Genomic DNA, 21,914 nt, shown 5'->3' on the forward strand with positions numbered 1-21,914 from the left:
ATATACATAAAAAAATATTGTTTACTTTGAATTTGAAATTTATAATTAATATGTATTTAAGTATGGGATAATATATTGAGAGGTGTTATATGTTAAAGTATGAGGAGGTTGCTATTGATTTGCAAAATAAAATAGCAAACCATGAATATAAAGTTAATGATCAATTGCCATTAGAAAAGGAAATGTGCAAGAAGTATGGTGTGAGTAAAATCACTATAAAAAAAGCGGTTGATATGTTAGTTATAAAAGGGTTAGTTGTAAAACGAAGGGGATCAGGTACTTTTGTAAAGGATATTCAAAAGGATGAAATAAAAGAAATGAGTGAAAGTAACATGATTTCTGGATTTACGGGAGCATTTTCAGATAAAATAGTAGAGTCAAAAGTATTAGAATTTAGTATTATTCCTGTAAACGATGAAATTGCAAATAAATTAAGAATAGAATTAGATGAGTTTGTATATAATATATGTCGTGTTAGATATGCAAATGGAGAGCCATGCGTGATTGAGTATACATATATGCCAATAAGGGTTATAACTGGATTAAAGAAATGTATTTTAGAGAAATCTATTTATAGCTATATTCAAGATGTTCTTAATTTGAAAGTTAAAAGTGCACACAGAACGATAAGAGCCAAAAGTCCTACAGAAATTGAATGTAAATATTTAAATATTAATGAAAAGATTCCTGTTTTAGAAGTAGAGCAAGTAGCATTTTTAGATAATGGAGTACCATTTGAATATTCAATTTCACATCATAGAAATGATAAATTTGAATTTAAAAGTGTAATAATAAAATAGAAATACACGCACAATCTTTATTAAAAGATTTTGCGTGTATTTCTATTTTGTTAAAAAATTATATCTTTTAATAAAAAGAATATACTTTTATTTACGAAATACATATCTTTTATTATAATAGATTATGTAATAGATTTCAGAAAGATATATATAATTTGGAAGGAGCGATAATATGTCTAAGTTTAATGAGCTTATAGAGAAGTATTTAATCCCAACAGCAGGAAAGTTGAGCGCAAGTAGAATCTTATCAGTTTTACGTGACGCATTTATGTTAAGCTTTCCACTAACAATAGTAGGGTCTATAGCAATAGTTATAATGAACTTACCTTATTTAAATAAAGTAATAGGAGATAATGCTGTTGCTAATTTAACACAAACGTTAAGTATATTACCAGCAGCAACAATGAGTATTGCAACTTTATTTGTTATAATAGGGATTGGATATTATCTGGCAAAGAGCTATGATGTTGAACCAATTTTCCCAGCAGCTATATCAGTTGCAGCATTTTTAGTTTTAACACCACTTTTCGTAAATGGAGCAGATGGAAGTATAATATCAGATGTAATTCCACTTGAAAGATTAGGTGCTAAAGGAATGTTTGTAGGTATTCTAGCAGCATTCTTTGCAACAATATTATATGTATATATAGTTAATAAAAATTGGACAATAAAAATGCCGAATGGAGTTCCTCCAACTGTTGCTAAGTCATTTGCAGCATTAATTCCAGCATGTCTAGTTTTAGCAGTATTTTTAGTAATAAGAACGGTTTTCGTATTTACTCCATGGGGTAATATACATGATTGCATATATAACATAATTCAAATGCCATTAATGCATTTAGGTAGCGGATTAATTGCAACATTAGTAGCAGTATTTGCTATACAAATATTATGGTTCTTTGGATTACATGGACAAATTATAGTAAATTCAGTATTAGGTCCAATTTGGAATACTTTGTCATTACAAAATTATGAAGCTGGTTTAAGTCAACTAGATTTACCAAACATAGTTACAAAACAATTTATGGAAACATTTGGTGTTGGAATCGGTGGAACAGGAATGACTCTGGCTGTAATAGTAGGAATATTAATAATTGCAAAGAGTAAACAATTAAGAGAAGTTGCAAAATTAGCAGGACCAGCAAGTATATTCAATGTAAACGAACCAGTTATATTTGGATTACCAATAGTTATGAATCCAACAATACTTATACCATGGGTACTTGCACCAATGGTAGGAATAACTATAGCATATTTAGTTATGAAATTTGGAATAGTTCCAATGACAACAGGGGTTGCAGTACCATGGACTGTGCCAATATTCTTTAGTGGAATGTTAGCTACTAATTCACTTGCAGGTGGTTTATTACAATTAGTTGTATTAGGAGTTGTATTATTAATTTGGACACCATTTATAAAAGTAATGGATGTTCAAGCTATTAAGTTAGAAAAAGAAGCTGCAGAAAAAGCTAAAAATAGAGGTAATAGATTTAAAAAGGCAAAATCAGAAACTGCAGGTTTAGAAAAAGTAGAATAAGTGTATTAAATTAAAATTAATAATAAATATAAAATTAAAAAATGGAGGATGATTATTATTTAGATACCGATATAAAAGCACAATATGAATTAGATGAAAAAATTCATATTGTGCTTTATTTTTTTGTAAGGATAAGAATTATTATAAAAATAGGTATATTATAAAGAATATGAAATAGTAAAAAGCATAAAAAAATAAACCAGCCATAAAAGCTAGTTTAAAGAATAATTTATTTAGAATATTTTTTATGTGTCAAAATAAGTTCTTCTACTAACATTTTAAAAGTTTCAGTTGTCATTAATTGATCTTCTGCATGCATTAAAATTAGTGAGAAAGGTAATTGTTCACCATTAGCTTCTTGTTGAACTAATCCAAAATGACTATGATGAGCTTTTGATAAAAATTCTCCCGCTGTAGCAACTTTAGCATCAGCTTCATCAAACTTTTCTTCTCTAGCTAGTACTAAAGCTTCCATTAGCAAAGATTTTGCTTCTCCCACATTACTTATTAATTCAAATGATATTAATTCCATATTGTTTTCTATAATATAACCTCCTAAAAAGTATATACTTATTATACTACAAAGCATTACATTTTACAATAAAAAATATATTTTATTTAACTTGTATAAAATATAAATAATTAGTAGAATAGTGTATAAGAAATTAAATTTGAAAGCGAGTTTTTAGAAATGTTAAAATATGAAAAAATAGCCTTTGATATAAAGGAAGACATATTAAGTGAAAAATATAAACCTAATGAACAACTTCCTTTTGAAAAAGAATTATGCGAAAAATATAATGTAAGTAAAATGACAGTTAAAAAAGCTTTAGATCTATTAGTTAATGATGGTTTAATAATAAAAAGAAGAGGTTCTGGAACTTTTGTAAAAGATATAACTGAAAAAGAAATTCAAAGGATTATAGAAAAAAAACAATTTTCAGGATTAACAACTACTAGTATAGGTCATAAAGTTACTAGTAAAGTTTTAGAATTTAAGATTATTAATGCAACAAAGGAAATTGCTGATATATTAAAAATTGAAGAAGATGAATTTATTTATTTTGTACATAGGGTAAGATATGTAGATGATAAAGCTGTAGTTATTGAAAAAACATACATCCCATTAAATCTTATTCCAGGGATGAAATTAGCAGATGTAAAAAAATCTATATATGGATATATTAAAGATAAACTAGGTTTAAATATTCAAAGTGCTCATTCAACTGTGAGAGCTATGAAAAGTGATGAGTTAGATAGAAAATATTTAAATTTAGAAAAAGATGAGCCAATTTTAGAAGTTGAAAGAGTTGCATATTTAGATAATGGAAAAGTATTTGAATATTCATTTTCTAGACATAGATATGATAAATTTGAATTTAAATCAATTACAGTAATATAATAATTTAAATAAAAGATGCTTAATTAGCAAAATAAATGCTAATTAAGCATCTTTTATTTTTTTTTATAAAGTTTATAAATGAAAAAACATCATTAAATACTGATAATAAGCTGGATTAACTTTTAATATGGAAGTAAAAGGAGATACTAAAAAAATAAAAGATATAACTTGTTTTATAAAAGTATAGACATATTAAAAAAGAAAATATATAATATAAGTGTAAAACGGCTTAAATATTAAAAATAAAATAAATTTTGAATAATGAAACTCTAAGGGGGAAAAGAATGGACAAGAAGTATATATTTCCGAAGGATTTTTGGTGGGGCTCAGCTACATCAGGACCACAATCAGAAGGTGATTTTAATAAACCACATAAAAGTGTATTTGATTACTGGTATGAAGTAGAGCCAGAAGCATTTTTTGATAGAGTAGGACCATCAGTTACATCTAATTTCTATAATAGCTATAAAGAAGATTTAGCAATGTTAAAAGAAATAGGGTTAAACAGTTTTAGAACATCAATTCAATGGACTAGACTTGTAAAGGATTTAGAAACAGGAGAGCCAGATGAAGATGCAATAAGATTTTATAATGATGTTATAGATGAAACAATAAAAAATGGAATGATTCCAGTAATGAATTTACATCATTTTGATATCCCGGTTGAGTTATATAATAAATATGGTGGATGGGAATCAAAACATGTTGTTGATTTATTCATAAAATTTGCTGAAACAGCATTTAAATTATTTGGTGATAGAGTTAAGTATTGGACAACTTTCAATGAACCAATAGTTGTTGTTGAGGGAGAATATTTATATCAATTCCATTATCCAAAATTAGTTGATGGTAAAAAGGCTATGCAAGTTTTATTTAATTTAAATCTTGCGTCTGCAAAGGTAATCAATAAGTTTAGAGAACTTGGATGTGATAAAGATGGTGGGAAAATTGGTATAGTTCTAAACTTAACTCCAGCATATCCAAGAAGTAATAGTGAAGAAGATTTAAAAGCTGCTAAAATTGCAGATGATATATTCAATAATTCTTTCTTAGATCCAGCTGTAAAAGGACACTTCCCAGAATCATTAGTTGAATTATTAAAAGAAAATGGAGTTATGTGGGAAGCTACAGAAGAAGAAATGAAAATAATATCTGAAAACACTATTGATTTCTTAGGGGTTAACTATTATCAACCAAGAAGAATACAAGCTAAGGAAAGTGAATTTGATAACTCAAAGGGTTGGTTACCGGATAAGCATTTTGATTATTATGATATGCCAGGAAAGAGAATGAATCCTTATAGAGGATGGGAAATATATCCACAAGCTATGTATGATATAGCTATGAATATAAAGAATAATTACAATAATATTCCTTGGTACATTTCTGAAAATGGAATGGGTGTTGAAGGTGAAGAAAAATATATAGATGAAAATGGTGCAATTCAAGATGATTATAGAATTGAATTCTTTGAAGAGCATTTACAATACTTACATAAAGGTATTGTAGATGGATCTAATTGTTTTGGATATCATTCATGGACTCCAATTGATTGTTGGTCTTGGTCAAATGCATATAAAAATAGATATGGATTTATAGCTGTAGATTTAGCAACACAAAAGAAGACAATTAAAAAATCAGGTAGATGGATTAAAGAAGTAGCCCAAAATAACGGATTTTAATTTTAAATAATAGTAAATATTATAGGGGAAGATTTTAAGTATCTTTCCCTATAATAGATTTTTAAAAAGTAGAAGGGATAAAATAATATGAGTAAAGAATACGTTGTTGCTGTAGACTTAGGTGGAACAAAAATTTATACAGCATTAGTTGATTTAGATGGAAATATGGTAAACGAAAAAATTGTTGGCACTGAAGCTGATAAAGGTGTTGAAACAATAGTAAACAATATTAAATCTACTATAAATTATGTTATAAATGGAATAGATAAAAATAACATAAAAGCAATAGGAATTGGATCACCAGGTCCTCTTGATGTAAAAAAGGGGTTAATAGTAGCACCTCCAAATTTACCTTTTAAAAATTATAATATAGTTGAGGAATTGAAAAACACATATGAACTTCCAACTTTCTTAGATAATGATGCTAATGCTGCAACTCTAGCTGAGTATATGTTTGGAGTTGGTAAAGGTACAGAAAATATGGTTTACGTAACTGTAAGTACTGGAATTGGTGGCGGAGCTATATTAAACGGGAAAATATATAGAGGAAGCACTTCAAATGCACTAGAAGTAGGACATACTACTGTTTCTGAAAATGGACCAAGATGTGGATGTGGCAATAAAGGATGCTCAGAAAGAATGTCTTCAGGAACAGCTATAATGAAGAGAGCAGTAGAAGCTGTTAATAGTAATGTAAAAACATCACTTAAAGATTATGAAAATGTAAGTGCTAAGGAAGTATTTATAGAAGCAGCTAAAGGTGATTATGTTGCTAATGATATCTTAAACGAATCATTATCATATTTAGGATTAGTAGTTTCTAATGTAATGAACACATTAGATCCAGATATGGTAGTCCTAGGTGGTGGAGTTATTAATGGTGGAGATATTGTAATTGAAAAAGTGAGAGAAGTTGTTAATAGTAGATGTTTAGATATAATAGCAGAGAACTGTAAGATTGAAAAATCAAATTTAGAAGGAAAATCTGGTGTTTTAGGAGCTGTTGCATTAGCTATAAGTGAATTAAAATAATAAATTTTAAATATTATGTTTATAATGTAAATTTTATATAAAAGGAGAGTAAAGAGATGTATCCAATAAGATTTGAGAATATTTATTATGATAAAATATGGGGTGGAAGAGATTTAGAAGAGTTCAGAACAAATTTACCAGAGGGAGATATTGGTGAAAGTTGGGATATAGCTTGCCATCCAAATGGAACAGGAATAGTTGCAAATGGTGAATTAAAAGGAAAATCATTTACTGAAATAATTGAAGAGTTTGGACATTCATTAGTTGGTACTAAGGTTAGCACAGAAAAATTCCCTCTATTAGTTAAATTAATTAACTCAAGAGAAAAACTTTCTGTACAAGTTCACCCTGGTGATGAATATGCTAAGAGAGTTGAAAATGAATTTGGTAAAACAGAAGCTTGGTATGTTGTAGCAGCAAAACCAGGAGCTAAATTAATTGTTGGGACAAAAAATTGCGATAAAGCTGTATTTGCTAAAGCAATTGAAGAAGGAAAATGTGAAGATTACTTAAATGTTATTGATGTTAAAAAGGGTGATTGTTTCTTAATTAATAGTGGATTAGTTCATGCTATTTGTGAAGGGTTAATAATTGCTGAAATTCAACAAAATTCAGATGTAACATATAGAGTTTATGACTATGGAAGACCAAGAGAAATTCATGTTGAAAAATCTCTTGATGTAATTAACTTTGATTTAGAAGCAGCAAATTTATCTAATAACGAAGTTGTTAAATTTGATGGATTCTCAAAAGTTGATTTCTGTGAAAATGAATATTTTGGAATGCAAAAAATTAATGTTGAAAATCAATGGAGTGATTGTAGCAATGAAGAAAAGTTCTTTATTTTAACATTTGTAGAAGGTAATGGGATTATAGAGGGAGAAGGTTTCTCAGAAGAAATCAAAATGGGAGATAGTTATTTAATTCCAGCTACTTTAGGAAAATATGTTGTAAAAGGAAATATTGAAGTAATTAAAAGCTACCCAATGTAATTATATAATCACCTCTAGGTAAAGTTCGTTATATGAACTTTATCTAGAGGTGTATTTTTTATAGAAAAAGTGATTTAGTTGAATATTATTTCTTTTCACTGTAAAAAATAATTAGGTAGATATTTTAGAAGAAAATAAAAATTTCATTTATTTCTAAAAATAAGGAGGATTTGAAATGAAAAATTTTGTTGAGATTGTAGACGTTGTTGCAAGACAAATATTAGATTCAAGATGTTTTCCAACAGTTGAAGTTGAAGTTTATCTAGAAGATGGAACAATGGGTAGAGCAGCAGTTCCATCAGGAGCATCAACTGGAATTTATGAAGCAGTTGAATTAAGGGATGGTAAAAAAGATTATTACATGGGAAAAGGTGTTTTAAAAGCTGTTGAAAATGTTAATGATACAATAGCAGAAGAATTGATAGGATGTAATGTATTTGATCAAACATACATTGATAAAATGCTAATAGAACTTGATGGATCAAATAATAAGGGAAACTTAGGAGCTAATGCTATATTAGGAGTTTCATTAGCAGTAGCACAAGCAGCTGCTAATTATTTAGGATTACCTTTATATCAATATGTTGGAGGAGTAAATGCAAAGGTACTGCCAGTTCCAATGATGAATATTATTAATGGTGGTTCACATGCAGACAATTCGGTTGACCTTCAAGAATTTATGGTTATGCCAGTTGGATTTGATAATTTTGATAAAGCAGTTCAAGCTTGTGCAGAAGTTTATCATGCATTAAAGAAAACTTTAAATGATAAAGGATATTCTACTGGTGTTGGTGATGAAGGTGGATTTGCACCAAACTTAAAGAGTAATGCAGAAGCTATTGAAGTAATTTTAGAAGCTATCAAGAAAGCTGGATATGAACCAGGAAAAGATATATTTATAGCTATAGATGCTGCATCATCTGAATATTATAAAGATGGTAAGTATGTGCTAGAAAATGAAGGTAAAACTTTAACTGCATCAGAAATGGTTGATTTCTTTGAAGATTGGGTAAATAAGTATCCTATTATATCTATTGAAGATGGAATGGCCGAAGAAGATTGGGAAGGTTGGAAGCTACTTACTGATAGATTAGGTAAGAAAGTTCAATTAGTTGGTGATGATTTATTTGTTACTAATACTCAAAGATTAGAAGAGGGAATTAAGAAAGGTGTTGCTAATTCAATTCTTATTAAGTTAAATCAAATAGGTACTTTAACAGAAACTTTAAATGCTATAGAAATGGCTAATAGAGCTGGATATACAGCAGTTATTTCTCATAGAAGTGGTGAAACTGAAGACACTACTATTGCAGATTTAGTTGTTGCTGTAAATGCTGGTCAAATTAAAACTGGTGCTCCTGCAAGATCTGAAAGAGTTGCTAAGTATAATCAATTAATTAGAATTTCTGAAGAACTTGATGATGTTGCAGAATTTAGAGGTAAAAAAGCATTCTTCAACATTAAAGAATAATAAATAAGTTGCGGTATAAGGTCGTACTTTTTAAGAGTACGACTTTTGTATTATAAATATACAAATTAATTATAAAAATTTACATACTTTTATTAAGATTTATTAGGTATTTTTAAGGTAAAGGGTATTTTATAATTATTGTATGAAGAAAGAAAGTTATACTTATACTACTGAAAACCTATGAGTTTGATTAGTTTAGATTACTCTAAGCTAAATAGTAAGCTATCTGTTAAGATGGAGGTAGATGTGAATGAATTTTACTATTACTAAAGAAATGATAAAAAATTCATTAGTGAATAAAGGAGATGTAGCTAGAATAGTAGAAGTTATTAGAAAAGCTAATAGCGGTCAAGATATAAGTATAGCATTTTTAGGTGGGTCCATAACTGAAGGATGTAATGCAACAAGTTTTGAAAAGTGTTATGCAAGTAGGGTTTATTCTTGGTTTAAAGAAAAATTTAAAAACATAAATATTAATTATATAAATGCAGGTGGAGGAGCTACAGGTTCAATAATAGGTGTTCATAGAGTTCAAAAGGAGGTATTATCTAAAAATCCAGATATTATATTTATAGATTTTGCTGTAAACGATACAGAAAGTATGTGGGATAAGATAGGATATGAGAGTTTAATTAGGAGAATATTATCAGTAAAAAAAAATCCAGCGCTTATAGAAATATTTATGAGTGATTGCAATTTTAATAATGTTCAAGAGCAGCAAATAGAAATAGGAAAAAGATATAATTTACCCATGATTAGTTTTAGGAATGCAATTTATCAAGAAATTAAGGCTAATAAATTAGAATGGAATCAAGTTTCTGATGATGAAATTCACCCTAATGATTATGGACACTTTATAATTGCAGAATTATTAATAGATTTTATAAATAATATTATAAATAATTTAGATGGACAAGGTAAGGATAAAGTAGAATTAGGTGCTCCATTGTATGGAGATAAATATATAAGTGGTAAAATATTAAATAATAAGAATTTACAAGTAAGTTATGTTAATGGTTTCTTGGAAGATAATGAAGGTTTTCAAGTATTTAAAGAGGGATGGAGGTATATTTCAGATAATGGGGGGAAAGCAACCTTAATATTTGAAGTGGAAGGGAAAAATATATTTTTATTGTATAAAAAATCAATTAAAAAAACTGCAGGTAAACTACACGTTAAGGTTGATGGAACTAAAGCTATGTTAGTAAATACTTACTTTAAAGGTGGTTGGGGAGAGTATGCAGAGACTAGGATATTAGTAAATGATTTAGAAATAGGAAAACATAAAGTAGAGATAAGAGTAGTTGATGAAGAAAAACCTGTGGAAGTAAGAGTAATGGGACTTTTGGTATCATAGATAATTAAAATATTAAGCATTAAAAACCATGTTAAAACAAACATGATTTTTTTATGAATTATTTGATGAATAAAACTATTTTTCAGATTTATAGTAAATTTTTAAGATATATAATTATATATATCAAAAAAGTATAAAATTATAATGTGAGAAATATAAACTAATTTTAAATATTGATTTTAATATAGCAGATATAGGAGGCGTATTATGGGGTTTAAAGTAACTGATGAAATGATTAAAAACTCTTTAGTAAGTAAGGGGGATATTGCAAGAATTGTACAAGTAATTAAGAAAGCTAAGAGTGGACAAGATATTACAGTAGCATTCTTAGGTGGATCAATAACACAAGGATGTAATGCAAGTAATTTTGAACAATGCTATGCAAGTAGAACTTATAGATGGTTTAAAAATACATTTAGTGATATAAACGTAAAATATATAAATGCAGGAGTAGGGGCAACAGGTTCGGTAATAGGAGTTCATAGAGTTGAAAATCAAGTATTATCTTATAATCCTGATATAGTATTTATCGATTTTGCAGTTAATGATAAGAATATAATTTATGATAAAAAAGCATATGAGAGTTTAGTAAGAAGAATATTATCAATGGAAAATCCACCAGCAATAGTAGAAGTGTTTATGACAAATTTTGATGGTAGTAATGTACAAGACCAACAAATAGAAATAGGAAGAAAATATAATTTACCAATGATAAGCTTTAGAAATACTGTTTATACTGAAATGATTGAAAATAGATTAAAATGGGATGAAGTTGGAAGTGATGAAGTTCACCCAAATGATTATGGACATTTTATAATATCAGAATTATTAATAGATTTCATGAAAAATATATATAACAATTTGGAAGAGCTAAAAGTTAATAAAATAGAGCTTGGAGAACCGTTGTTTGGAGAAGATTATATAAATGGTAAAATATTAAATAATAATAATTTAATATGTAAAGAGGTATCTGGATTTAATTTAGATAATGAAGGTTTTCAAGTATTTAAAAATGGATGGAAGTTTGATTCTACACAAGGAAAAGAAGCTTTATTAAAAGCTTCAATAGAAGGTAATAATATATTTTTACTTTTTAAGAAGTCTATAAAAGATACGGCAGGAAAGTTAGAAATAAAAGTTGATGGTAATAATGTAATTACGGTAGATACATTTTTTGGAAAAGGGTGGGGAGATTATTCTGCAACGCAGGTTTTAGTAGAAAAATCATTAAATAAAAAACATGAAATTGAAATAAGAGTAATAAATGAGGATAAACCAGTTGAAGTAAATATAATGGGATTTTTAGTTTCTTAGGAGGATAATTATGTACTTAAATGAGTTAGATAAAGAAAAATATATATTAATAGAAGCAGATAATTCAAATTATCAATATATGGGAAGAGTGGACTTTGAAAACCCTAAATCACCAACAATTATTTATGCTGGAAGTATGATTAAGACAAAATTTACTGGGACAAGTATTAAAGTTGCTATTAAAAATATACATGCATGCTATGAGAATGCTATTGGGTTTATCATAGATGGAAATATAACAGGTAAAGCTGTTATAGAAGAACATGATAAGGATATTGTTTTAGATATTGCTGATGAATTAAGTGAAGGGCTTCATGATTTAATTTTATTTAAGAGGTCAGATGCTGCTCATTATTTTGATTTTTATGGTGTGGTGCTAGAAAAAGGATGCCATTTAGAAAAGCCAGAGGCTAAAAGTAATAGAAGAATAGAATGTTTTGGTGATTCTGTATCAGCAGGTGAGGTTTCTGAAGCTATTGATTATGTTGGGAAGGTTGATCCAGAAGGGCATGAAGGAATATATTCTAATGCATGGTATTCTTATTCTATGATGACTGCAAGAAATTTAGGGGCTGAGATTAATAATAATGCTCAAGGTGGAATTGCAGTATTAGATGGCACAGGATATTTCAATCCAAGCTTAGGTTATAGAGGATTAGAATCTACTTACGATAAATTAAGATATAGTGCAGAGCTTGGAGAGTGTAATAAGTGGGATTTTAATAGATATACTCCACATGTAGTTATTATGGCTTTAGGTCAAAATGATTCACATCCAGTTGACTATATTAATGATGATATGGAAAAAAGGGAACATTGGAAATCTAAATATAAAGAAATTATTCTTGATTTAAGAAGCAAATATCCTAATGCACTATTTGTTGTTATTACAACTTTATTATGTCATAACGAAGGTTGGGATACTGCGTTAGATGAAATGACAAAAGATATTAATGATGAAAAAATTGTTAGATTTAAGTTTAAAAGAAATGGTATAGGAACACCAGGACATTTAAGAATTCCTGAGGCAGAAGAGATGGCAGAGGAATTGACTGGATTTATAGAAAGTTTTGGAGAAGAAATTTGGAATTAATTATCTAGTATAAATAATGTAAAAGTAAATTTTTATTATTAAATTAAAATTTTTTATACTTTTCAAACATTTTTACAGATATATATACAAAAACAAAGATAAAGTAGTAAATGTATAGAAATTAAATTTAATACATAGTAAATTAAGTATGTAATTGTTAACAAGGTTTTTGAAGAAATATTTTTTGTTAAGTAAATTATTAAACTCAGATACTTTGTATTAAGAAAAATAGTAAATAACTTTATATTTTTAGATATAAGATGGAGGGTATTATGGAAAAAGTTAAGATTTACGGTGATGCAGTAAAAAACATGCCATGGCAAGAAAAACCAGAAGGATTTGATGGAGTTGTTTGGAGACATGATAATAATCCTATAATTGATTGGAATCCAACAAAGAAGAGTGCAAGAATATTTAATAGTGCAGTACTTCCATATGAAGATGGATTTATAGGTGTATTCAGAGCAGATCATAAAAATGGTAGACCACAATTACATTTAGGAAGAAGTACAGATGCTTTAAATTGGGATATAGAGGATGAAGAAATTCATTGGGTAGATGAACAAGGAAATGATTATCAACCAAGTTATGCTTATGACCCAAGATTAGTTAAGATAGAAGATACTTATTATATTGTTTGGTGTTGTGACTTTGGTGGAGCAGCATTAGGATTAGGAATGACAAAAGATTTCAAGACATTTGTAAGACTTGAAAATCCATTTATTCCATTTAACAGAAATGGTGTTTTATTCCCAAGAAAGGTTAATGATAAATTCTTATTATTAAGCAGACCAAGTGATAGTGGACATACTCCATTTGGAGATATATTCTTAAGTGAAAGTCCAGATTTAGTTCACTGGGGAAGACACAGAAGAGTTATGACAAAAGGTGGCCAAGGTTGGTGGCAAGGAACTAAAATAGGTAGTGGTGCTACACCAATTGAAACATCTGAAGGATGGTTAATGTTCTATCATGGTGTTTCTGGAACTTGTAATGGATTTGTATACAGCATGGGTGCTGCTATATTAGATAAAGAAAATCCTTCAAAAGTTCTATATAGAACAAGAGATTACCTACTAACTCCTGAAAAAGAATATGAAACAACAGGATTCGTTCCAAATGTAGCATTCCCATGTGCAACACTTCAAGATCCTGAAACAGGAAGAATAGCAATTTACTACGGAGCAGCAGATACTTATGTTGCAGTAGCATATGCTCAAGTTGATGAGTTAGTTAAATATATAAAAGAAAATTCAGAATTAGTTGACGGTGATGATGTAGAATATAAGTAAGGTTCTAAATCTTCGATTTAGTTAATCGAACTTGCTTGAAGCTCCAAATTTTAATTTGGCTAGTTGAAAGTACACTTTAGTGTACTCAGCGACTGAAGGGAGTCGAGTTTCCTTTAATTAAGCTTAAACGATACATTTTTATAAATTTTCCTCAAGAAGGTCTGTGCACTTAGGTGTACGGCCTTTTTTCATTTCTTACGAAAATGTAATTATAATGCAATATTAATCGATGTTGCAAGCTTTCATATTTTTATAAAATTAATATTGTAAGAAAAGTTAAAATAAACTGTTTCTAAAATGTTAATAAAATTTTAATAAATAAGTAGATTTACGTAAGCAAATATTAAGATTTAGGTTTGTAAATTCTTAATATTTAAATTTTATAATGTGAATATAGTAAGAAGGTTGGGGGATAAGGTATGAATATATTAATTTTAACAGGAAAATTTGGAATGGGGCATTATTCAGCGGCGGAGGCGATAAAGCAAGAAATAGAAGAAAATTATAAAGATATCAATGTAAATATAAAAATAATTGATATTATAGATTATTTATTTCCAGCCATAAGTAGTTATGTTTATAAAAGTTTTGATACTTTAGTTAGTAAATGGGCTAACCTTTATAATTTTATAAATACTAATAATGAAGAGCGGAATATAAAGACATTTAATTATTTATTTATTAAAAAATTGGATAAATTATTTGATAAATATAATCCAGAAGTTGTTATTTCAACTTTGCCAATAAGCTCTCAATATATTTCAAAATATAAATCAATAAAAAAATCTAATGTACCATTACTAACATTTATTACTGATATATCAAGTCATAGTGAGTGGATTCATAAAAATACAAATTATTATTTTGTTGGAGATGAAAAAATAAAAGGTAGTTTAGTTAATAAAGGTATTAGTGAAGAAAAAATAATTATAACTGGAATTCCAGTGAGAAAACAATTTAGAGAAATTGATATGGATTTAAACAAAAATAATAAGAAAAAAGAAGTTCTTATTATGGGCGGAGGATTAGGATTAATATCAGTAAATGATGAATTGTTTGAAGTACTTAATAATGTAAAAGATATAAAAACAACAATTATAACAGGAAATAATAAAAGTATGTATGAATACCTTAGAGACAAATATAAAAATATTAAGGTTATAGGATATACGGAAGAAGTAAGCAAATATATGAAAAATTCAGATTTAATAATTTCAAAATCAGGGGGAATAACTTTATTTGAAGCAATTTATAGTGAAGTTCCAATGTATGTTATAAATCCATTTTTAGTTCAAGAAATTAAGAACTCAAAGTTTATAGAAAAAGAAAAAATAGGAAAAGTAATTAGAGACAAGGATTTTGATATAGTTTCAGATATTTTAAATCTTATTAATGATGATGATGAAATTACGAAGATGAAAAATAATATGAAAAATATAAAAAGCAGAATTAATCAAAATGAAATTATAAATGTTTTAGATAAATTTATGAAGGGGGCATAATCATGGGAATTATAGTTGTAATACTATTTTTAATATTATCATATAGTGTTATTCCAACTTTTTATTTTAAGATTAAGGGCACACCGATAATTAAAAATATTAATGAAGAAAAATATTTAGCATTAACCTTTGATGATGGACCAGATGAAAATTATACAAAACAATTATTAGATTTACTTAAAAAATATGATATAAAAGCTACATTTTTTTGTGTAGCAAGCTTTGCAGAGAAAAATAGTGAAATAATTAATCGTATGAAAGAAGAAGGACATACTATTGGATTACATTCCTTTGAGCATAAAAATGCCTTAATAAAGGGACCTTTATATACTAATAAGGATTTTAAGGAAAGTTCAAAGATAATGAAAGAATTAGATATAGATATTAAATCTTTTAGACCACCATGGGGGCATTTGAATTTAATGACATTATTTAATATAAGAAAATATGATTTTAAATTAGTTCTTTGGGATGTGATTATTGGCGATTGGAAATCAGATATAACTGCTGATGAAATTTCAAGACGATTATTGAAAGAGTCAAAAAATAAAAATGTTATTTGCCTTCATGATGGAAGAGGTAGCAATGGGGCTCCAGCAAGAACAATAGTAGCATTAGATAAAACAATACCAATATGGTTAGAAGAAGGGTTTAAGTTTTTAAATGTAGGAGAACTTTATGAATAGTATGAGTTTAAAAAAGATTTTAAAAAGCAGTTTGCTTTTTATTGCACTTATAGGCGTTACTTTTTTTGTAGTTTTTAAAGATAATAGTTTAAATAATATAGTTGAAACATTAAAGTCTGTAAATTTAACATATATATATGTAGGAATTTTATTTATGTTTCTTTTTATATGTTGCGAAGCTATTAATATAAGACGTATGTTAAGATTACTTTCATATGATATAAGTATTGTTAATGGATTAAAATATGCATTTGTAGGTTTTTTCTTTAGTTCAATAACTCCATCTGCTTCGGGTGGACAACCAATGCAAATTTATTATATGAAGAAAGATAATGTTGATATTTCACATTCATCACTTGTATTGTTAGTAGAGTTGGCTAGTTTCCAATTTGTTACTATAGTTATTGCATTACTAGCGTTCATAGGAAATTATAAATTTATTATAACTTTAAATCCAGCAATTAAGGTTTTAATCTGGGTAGGAATTATATCTAACACTATAGTATTTCTATTTATAGTTTTAGCTATATTTTCAAAAAAGTTTATATCAAAGACGATAGAATTAATTTTTAAGTTAGTAAGTAGGGTTAAATTTATAAATTTAAATAAGTTAATTAAGAACATTGATGAGGAAATTAATCAATATCAAGAAGGAGCTAAATTTATTAAGGAAAATAAGATGGTTATTGTAAAAGTAATTTTAACAACATTTGCACAAATATGTTTCAATTACAGTATTACCTTCTTTGTATATAAAGCTTTTAACTTATCAACATATTCATTTTTGACTGTTTTTTCTTTGCAATCTATATTGTTTATATCAGTATCAGCAATACCTCTTCCAGGTTCTGTTGGGAGTAGCGAAAGTAGTTTTTTAACACTATTTAAGACACTTTTTCCAGTAAGTACGTTAAGCTCAGCTATGTTATTAAGCAGAGGAATTAGTTTTTATTTATTTGTAATAATTAGTGGTATCGTAGTATTATTCATAGGGATATTTAAGAAGAATTTAAAAGAAAAGTATATGAATAATATGACTTTAAACGATAAAATAGCAATAAGTAAGTAAATATGTTTAATAATGGGGCTATTTGTAAATAATCTTGATATATAGTATATATTATGTTATGATGAAGTATATGAATATGCACGAAAAGTACAATATGGGAGGTGTAACCGTGAAAACTTTTTTATTTGTTTTAGAAGCGGTTTTAGGATTAATAGTTGTTATTTCAATATTAATGCAAAAAAGTAAAGCTGATGCTTTAAGCGGGTTAATTCAAGGTAGCAAAAGTGAAACGTTCTTCACTAAGAATAAATCAAAGACAAAAGAAGCAATGCTAGTTAAAGTAACAATAGTTTCAATGCTTTTATTTGCAATAAATACGATAGCATTAAATTTAGTTTAAGATATTTAGGGAGTGTATCGATAAGTAATTTGATACACTCCTTTTATTAATGTAAAAAGTAAGTTGTAAATTTGCTTTTAATATGTTTAAAGATAAAATTATTGAATAAAATTATAGTATAAGATATTTAATTCGCTGTATTGAATAAAAAAACAAACATGTGGTAGTATAATAAATAGTGTGTATAAGAAAAAAATGGAGATATTATAAGTTAGACGGAGGAAATTAAATGGGAATAAAAGAAACCCTACTTAGCTTCATGAGAGAAGAAGCATATAGACCGATGGATATTCAAGAATTGGTTACAGTTTTTGATATTAATCCAGATGAATATAAAGCTTTTAAGAGAGCTTTAAAAGTAATGGAATTAGAAGGTTCAATTGTTAGAACTAAAAAAGATAAATTTGCAGTGCCTGAAAGACTAGGATTAATAAAAGGAAAACTTCAAGCACATAAAAAAGGATTTGGATTCTTAATACCAGAAGAAGAAGGCGAAAGAGATGTCTTTATACCAAGTTCATTTATTAATGGTGCAATGAATAATGATAGAGTTCTTGTACAAATTACTAGAGATGATATCAACGGTAAGAAAAGAGAAGGGGAAGTTATAGAAATACTTGAAAGGGCAAATACTAAAATAATTGGTGTTTATGAAGATAATAGAAATTTTGGATTTGTTGTTCCAGAGGATACTAGATTAAATCAAGATATTTTTATTTCTAAAAAAGACAAAAATGGTGCAATGCATGGTGATGTAGTTATTGTTGAAGTAACTAGGTGGCCAGATAAAAGAAGAAGTCCAGAAGGAATAGTTAAGGAAGTTCTAGGTAAAAAAGGTGAAAAAGGATTAGATATTTTAACTATAATTAAAAAGCATGGGCTTCCAGAAGAATTCCCTCCTAAGGTACTAGCATATGCTGAAGGTATATCTGAGGAAATAGAGGAAAAAGAAATTAAGAGAAGAAAAGATATAAGAAATCTTAGAATGGTTACAATAGATGGAGAAGATGCTAAGGATTTAGATGATGCTGTATCTATTGAAAAATTAGATAATGGTAAGTATAAATTAGGGGTTCATATAGCAGATGTAACTCATTATGTTAGAGAAAAGAATCCACTAGATAAAGAGGCTTTAAAAAGAGGTACTTCTGTTTATTTAATAGATAGAGTTATTCCTATGCTACCTAAAAAGCTTTCAAATGGAATATGTTCTCTTAACCCTAAAGTCGATAGATTGGCATTAAGTTGCTTTATGACTATTGATAGTAAAGGGAAGGTTTGTGAGCACGAAATAGCAGAAACAGTTATAAGAACTTCAGAAAGAATGACTTATACTGATGTAACTAAGATATTAAGAGATCATGATGAAGAGCTTATTAAGAAGTATGATTATTTAGTTGATGATTTTAAAACAATGGAAGAGCTTTGTTTAATTCTTAGAGAAAAGAGAATGAAAAGAGGCGCTATAGACTTTGACTTTGAAGAATCTAAGATAATATTAAATGAAAATGGTAAACCAATTGATATAAAGCCATATGAAAGAGAAATTGCTAATAGAATAATTGAAGAGTTTATGCTTGTTTGTAATGAAACTATTGCAGAGCACATGTTCTGGACTAATTTACCTTTTGTATATAGAGTTCACGAAAATCCAGATGAAGAAAAATTAGATAAATTTAGAGATTTTATATATAACTTAGGTTATACAATGAAAGTTACTCAAGATATTCATCCAAGAATTCTTCAAGAGGTATTAGAAAAGGTAAAAGGTAAGAAAGAAGAAACTGTAGTAAGTACTCTTTTATTAAGAAGTATGATGAAAGCAAAATATACGCCAGAATGTTCAAGCCACTTTGGATTAGCAGCAACTTATTACTGCCACTTTACTTCACCAATAAGAAGATATCCAGATTTACAAATTCATAGAATAATTAAGGAATATTTAAATGGTAAGATTGATGAAAAGAGAGCTACTAAACTAGCACCAATAGTAGATATAGCAGCTAAACAATCATCTGAAATGGAAAGATTAGCTGAAGAGGCAGAAAGAGAAGTTGATGATTTAAAGAAAGCTGAATATATGATGGATAGAATAGGAGAAGAATTCGAAGGAATTATTTCTTCAGTTACATCATTCGGAATATTTGTTGAACTTCCTAATACAGTAGAAGGTCTTGTTCATATTACTGACTTAGATGATGATTATTATGTTTATGATGAGCAGCATTTAATGTTATTAGGTCAAAGAAATAAAAAAGTTTATAGACTTGGAGATTCTGTAAAAGTTAAATGTTCTAGAGTTGATATAGATAATAGAGAAGTTTTCTTTGATATTTTAGATAGCGAACAAAATCTTGAAGAAATTGTACCAAGTGAAGAAACAGCATCAATAATAGCTGAAGTAAAAAAAGAATTTGGAACAAAACCTGAAGAAATAGAAAATACAGAAACTACAACTGAACCAGAAGAGGAATTTAACGAATAATATTTATTTTTTTCGTAATTACATGAGGTAACTAGATATATTGTGATTATTGGTAGTTCTTGATATAATTAAGAAAAAACGTGTAAGTAAAAAGTGGGTGAGAAGATTGGCAAGAGTTAAGAATAGTAATTCTTTAGCTGAAAATAGAAAAGCTCGTCATGATTATTTTGTTGAAGAAACAATTGAAGCAGGAATTGAGTTAGTAGGAACAGAAGTTAAATCTATTAGAGGTGGAAAGTGTAACTTAAAAGATTGTTATGCAGATGTAAGAAATGGTGAAGTATTTATCTTAAATATGCATATTAGTCCTTATGAGCAAGGTAATATATTTAATGTTGATCCTTTAAGAGCAAGAAAGCTTTTACTTCATAAAGAACAAATAGGAAGATTAGCAGGATTAGTTTCACGAGATGGTTATACATTAGTTCCGTTATCTTTATACCTTAAAAATGGTAGAGTTAAAGTAGCTCTTGGGATTTGTAAAGGTAAGAAAAATTACGATAAGAGAGATTCAATGTTAGAAAAAGCAGCTAAGAGAGATATTGAACGTCAAATGAAAGCAAGTAATAGATATTAATAAAAGGTTAGGCAGTGCCTAACCTTTTATTAATATGATAATTTTATATTTTTCTCTTTCCAACCTAAATCAAATGGCATATTGGTTATATTAAATAAATTACTATCTATTAAAGGATATCCATTTGAATCGTATCCAGATATTATAGCTTTGTGATCAGTAAATAGTGATTTATCAAATCTTATGACATCATCTTTATTAAAACTACTAGAAACATTATAATCAGGATTTATTCTTTTAGTATAAGGTAAAGAAGTTTCGGTTAGTGTGAAATCATAATCATTTAAATCATCATTGAAAATATCACTATAATAATCTTTATCAATAATAAAGTTTTCTTCACCATCTTCATTATTATAAGAATAAATAGTCATTATGTGAGGGATAGTAAAGGAAAATTTATTTGAAGTTACTTGTTTATTATGAAGATAATTAAAATTATAGTATTCATCTAAGTTGACTATTATTTTATTATCATTTCTATTTATTTTATTAATAATAACAGATGAACTAATAGAAGTAAAAATTATAGATCTTTCTATTGACCAATCTCTCAAGTAAGCTATTCTCTTAAATTCATATTCTAATGAATATTTCCCATTGGCTTCTGAAGTTCCATAATAATTGTATAATCTTGATACATTACCGTTTAAAAAGCTATTATTACGTTCATTAAAAGCTGATGAAATAAACTTAGTTAGAGCTTCTTCATCAGGGGTAGTAGTTTTAGTATAAAGGTTATTTCTTGATTCAATGCTATCAATATCAGCGCTAGCAGCAACACTACTTAAAATGTTGTTTTGTGAAATATAGTTACTAGGAGGAATCTTACCTATGCAAAAGAAGAAGTAAGCAAACAATCCAATTACTAATAAGTAATATCCTATCATTAAAATATTATTTCTAACTTTGACTTTATTGTTTTTATCTATGGGAAGCATAAAATCACTCCTTTAAGTAAAAATACATAAGCTTAATTATTATAAACAATTACCAAATATACATATATAATTAAGGTAATATAAGTACATTTAGCAAAAAGATCTATTTATAGTATTATCAATTTATAAAAGAATTATTTACCAAACAAAAAAGAACAATTATTTTAATATATAAGAATAATTTTGAAAATATTCCTATAATAAATATATATCTAAATATTAAGTTTACTTAGGTAAAGTTATATAGGTAATTTAGTAAAGTAAAGCAGAAGTAGTTTTATTTATAATTATTACTGAAGAATATTAAGAATAATGTGATAAAATTCTTAAAGAATGTTAAAA

19 protein-coding genes are annotated in these 21,914 nt (G+C 27.5%); 17 read left to right on the forward strand and 2 right to left on the reverse strand.

The features are described from left to right. Nucleotides 1–89 precede the first annotated feature (89 nt). A complete protein-coding gene (locus tag TY07_RS03905; RefSeq protein WP_042395662.1) occupies nucleotides 90–800 on the forward strand; it encodes a GntR family transcriptional regulator in 711 nt (236 codons plus the stop codon). A 172-nt stretch (nucleotides 801–972) separates the two neighbouring features. Next, nucleotides 973–2,337, forward strand: coding sequence for a PTS cellobiose transporter subunit IIC (gene celB / locus TY07_RS03910; protein WP_042395665.1), 1,365 nt, complete (start codon nucleotides 973–975; stop codon nucleotides 2,335–2,337). Between the two features lie 229 nt (nucleotides 2,338–2,566). Here celB and TY07_RS03915 read toward each other — a convergent pair whose 3' ends face one another. Then, nucleotides 2,567–2,869: a PTS sugar transporter subunit IIA gene (locus tag TY07_RS03915; RefSeq protein ID WP_042395668.1), complete on the reverse strand. Its 303-nt coding sequence runs from the start codon at nucleotides 2,867–2,869 to the stop codon at nucleotides 2,567–2,569. A gap of 159 nt (nucleotides 2,870–3,028) precedes the next feature. Here TY07_RS03915 and TY07_RS03920 point away from each other — a divergent pair, with 159 nt between their 5' ends. From TY07_RS03920 to smpB, 15 genes are all read left to right on the forward strand, one after another. Continuing rightward, nucleotides 3,029–3,739, forward strand: coding sequence for a GntR family transcriptional regulator (locus TY07_RS03920; RefSeq protein WP_042395671.1), 711 nt, complete (start codon nucleotides 3,029–3,031; stop codon nucleotides 3,737–3,739). A 284-nt stretch (nucleotides 3,740–4,023) separates the two neighbouring features. Further along, complete coding sequence (locus TY07_RS03925; RefSeq protein ID WP_042395674.1) at nucleotides 4,024–5,421, forward strand: glycoside hydrolase family 1 protein; 1,398 nt, start codon at nucleotides 4,024–4,026, stop codon at nucleotides 5,419–5,421. Between the two features lie 87 nt (nucleotides 5,422–5,508). Next, nucleotides 5,509–6,453: an ROK family protein gene (locus TY07_RS03930; RefSeq protein WP_042395676.1), complete on the forward strand. Its 945-nt coding sequence runs from the start codon at nucleotides 5,509–5,511 to the stop codon at nucleotides 6,451–6,453. 56 nt (nucleotides 6,454–6,509) lie between these two features. Continuing rightward, the gene (locus tag TY07_RS03935; RefSeq protein WP_042395678.1) at nucleotides 6,510–7,445 is read left to right on the forward strand and encodes a type I phosphomannose isomerase catalytic subunit; all 936 of its coding nucleotides are present in this window, start codon (nucleotides 6,510–6,512) and stop codon (nucleotides 7,443–7,445) included. A 175-nt stretch (nucleotides 7,446–7,620) separates the two neighbouring features. Then, nucleotides 7,621–8,916 (forward strand): phosphopyruvate hydratase, encoded by a 1,296-nt coding sequence (eno, locus tag TY07_RS03940; RefSeq protein ID WP_042395681.1) that lies wholly within the window; start codon nucleotides 7,621–7,623, stop codon nucleotides 8,914–8,916. Between the two features lie 250 nt (nucleotides 8,917–9,166). Beyond that, complete coding sequence (locus tag TY07_RS03945) at nucleotides 9,167–10,273, forward strand: SGNH/GDSL hydrolase family protein (RefSeq protein ID WP_042395683.1); 1,107 nt, start codon at nucleotides 9,167–9,169, stop codon at nucleotides 10,271–10,273. Between the two features lie 207 nt (nucleotides 10,274–10,480). Continuing rightward, on the forward strand, nucleotides 10,481–11,587 hold the full coding sequence (locus TY07_RS03950) for an SGNH/GDSL hydrolase family protein (protein WP_042395685.1): 1,107 nt from the start codon (nucleotides 10,481–10,483) through the stop codon (nucleotides 11,585–11,587). Between the two features lie 10 nt (nucleotides 11,588–11,597). Next, on the forward strand, nucleotides 11,598–12,680 hold the full coding sequence (locus TY07_RS03955; RefSeq protein WP_042395688.1) for an SGNH/GDSL hydrolase family protein: 1,083 nt from the start codon (nucleotides 11,598–11,600) through the stop codon (nucleotides 12,678–12,680). Between the two features lie 272 nt (nucleotides 12,681–12,952). After that, nucleotides 12,953–13,972: a glycoside hydrolase family 130 protein gene (locus tag TY07_RS03960; protein WP_042395691.1), complete on the forward strand. Its 1,020-nt coding sequence runs from the start codon at nucleotides 12,953–12,955 to the stop codon at nucleotides 13,970–13,972. A 419-nt stretch (nucleotides 13,973–14,391) separates the two neighbouring features. Further along, entirely contained in the window at nucleotides 14,392–15,474 is a 1,083-nt protein-coding gene (locus TY07_RS03965) for an MGDG synthase family glycosyltransferase (protein ID WP_042395695.1), read from the forward strand. Between the two features lie 2 nt (nucleotides 15,475–15,476). Then, the gene (locus tag TY07_RS03970; RefSeq protein WP_042395697.1) at nucleotides 15,477–16,160 is read left to right on the forward strand and encodes a polysaccharide deacetylase family protein; all 684 of its coding nucleotides are present in this window, start codon (nucleotides 15,477–15,479) and stop codon (nucleotides 16,158–16,160) included. Further along, nucleotides 16,153–17,229 carry a lysylphosphatidylglycerol synthase transmembrane domain-containing protein gene (locus TY07_RS03975; RefSeq protein WP_042395698.1) on the forward strand — a complete coding sequence of 359 codons (1,077 nt, stop codon included), beginning with the start codon at nucleotides 16,153–16,155 and terminating at the stop codon, nucleotides 17,227–17,229. The genes TY07_RS03970 and TY07_RS03975 overlap by 8 nt, the downstream gene beginning before the upstream one ends. Nucleotides 17,230–17,338: 109 nt before the next feature. Next, nucleotides 17,339–17,569 (forward strand): preprotein translocase subunit SecG, encoded by a 231-nt coding sequence (secG, locus tag TY07_RS03980; protein ID WP_042395700.1) that lies wholly within the window; start codon nucleotides 17,339–17,341, stop codon nucleotides 17,567–17,569. 229 nt (nucleotides 17,570–17,798) lie between these two features. Continuing rightward, nucleotides 17,799–20,054: a ribonuclease R gene (gene rnr / locus TY07_RS03985; protein WP_042395703.1), complete on the forward strand. Its 2,256-nt coding sequence runs from the start codon at nucleotides 17,799–17,801 to the stop codon at nucleotides 20,052–20,054. A gap of 106 nt (nucleotides 20,055–20,160) precedes the next feature. Continuing rightward, entirely contained in the window at nucleotides 20,161–20,631 is a 471-nt protein-coding gene (smpB, locus tag TY07_RS03990; RefSeq protein ID WP_042395960.1) for an SsrA-binding protein SmpB, read from the forward strand. 29 nt (nucleotides 20,632–20,660) lie between these two features. On the opposite strand, the gene TY07_RS03995 is transcribed toward smpB, so the two are convergent. After that, nucleotides 20,661–21,572 (reverse strand): amidase domain-containing protein, encoded by a 912-nt coding sequence (locus TY07_RS03995; protein ID WP_042395705.1) that lies wholly within the window; start codon nucleotides 21,570–21,572, stop codon nucleotides 20,661–20,663. Nucleotides 21,573–21,914 lie beyond the last annotated feature (342 nt).

This window comes from Clostridium saudiense (assembly GCF_000577815.1).
GTDB classification, from domain to species: domain Bacteria; phylum Bacillota; class Clostridia; order Clostridiales; family Clostridiaceae; genus Clostridium; species Clostridium saudiense.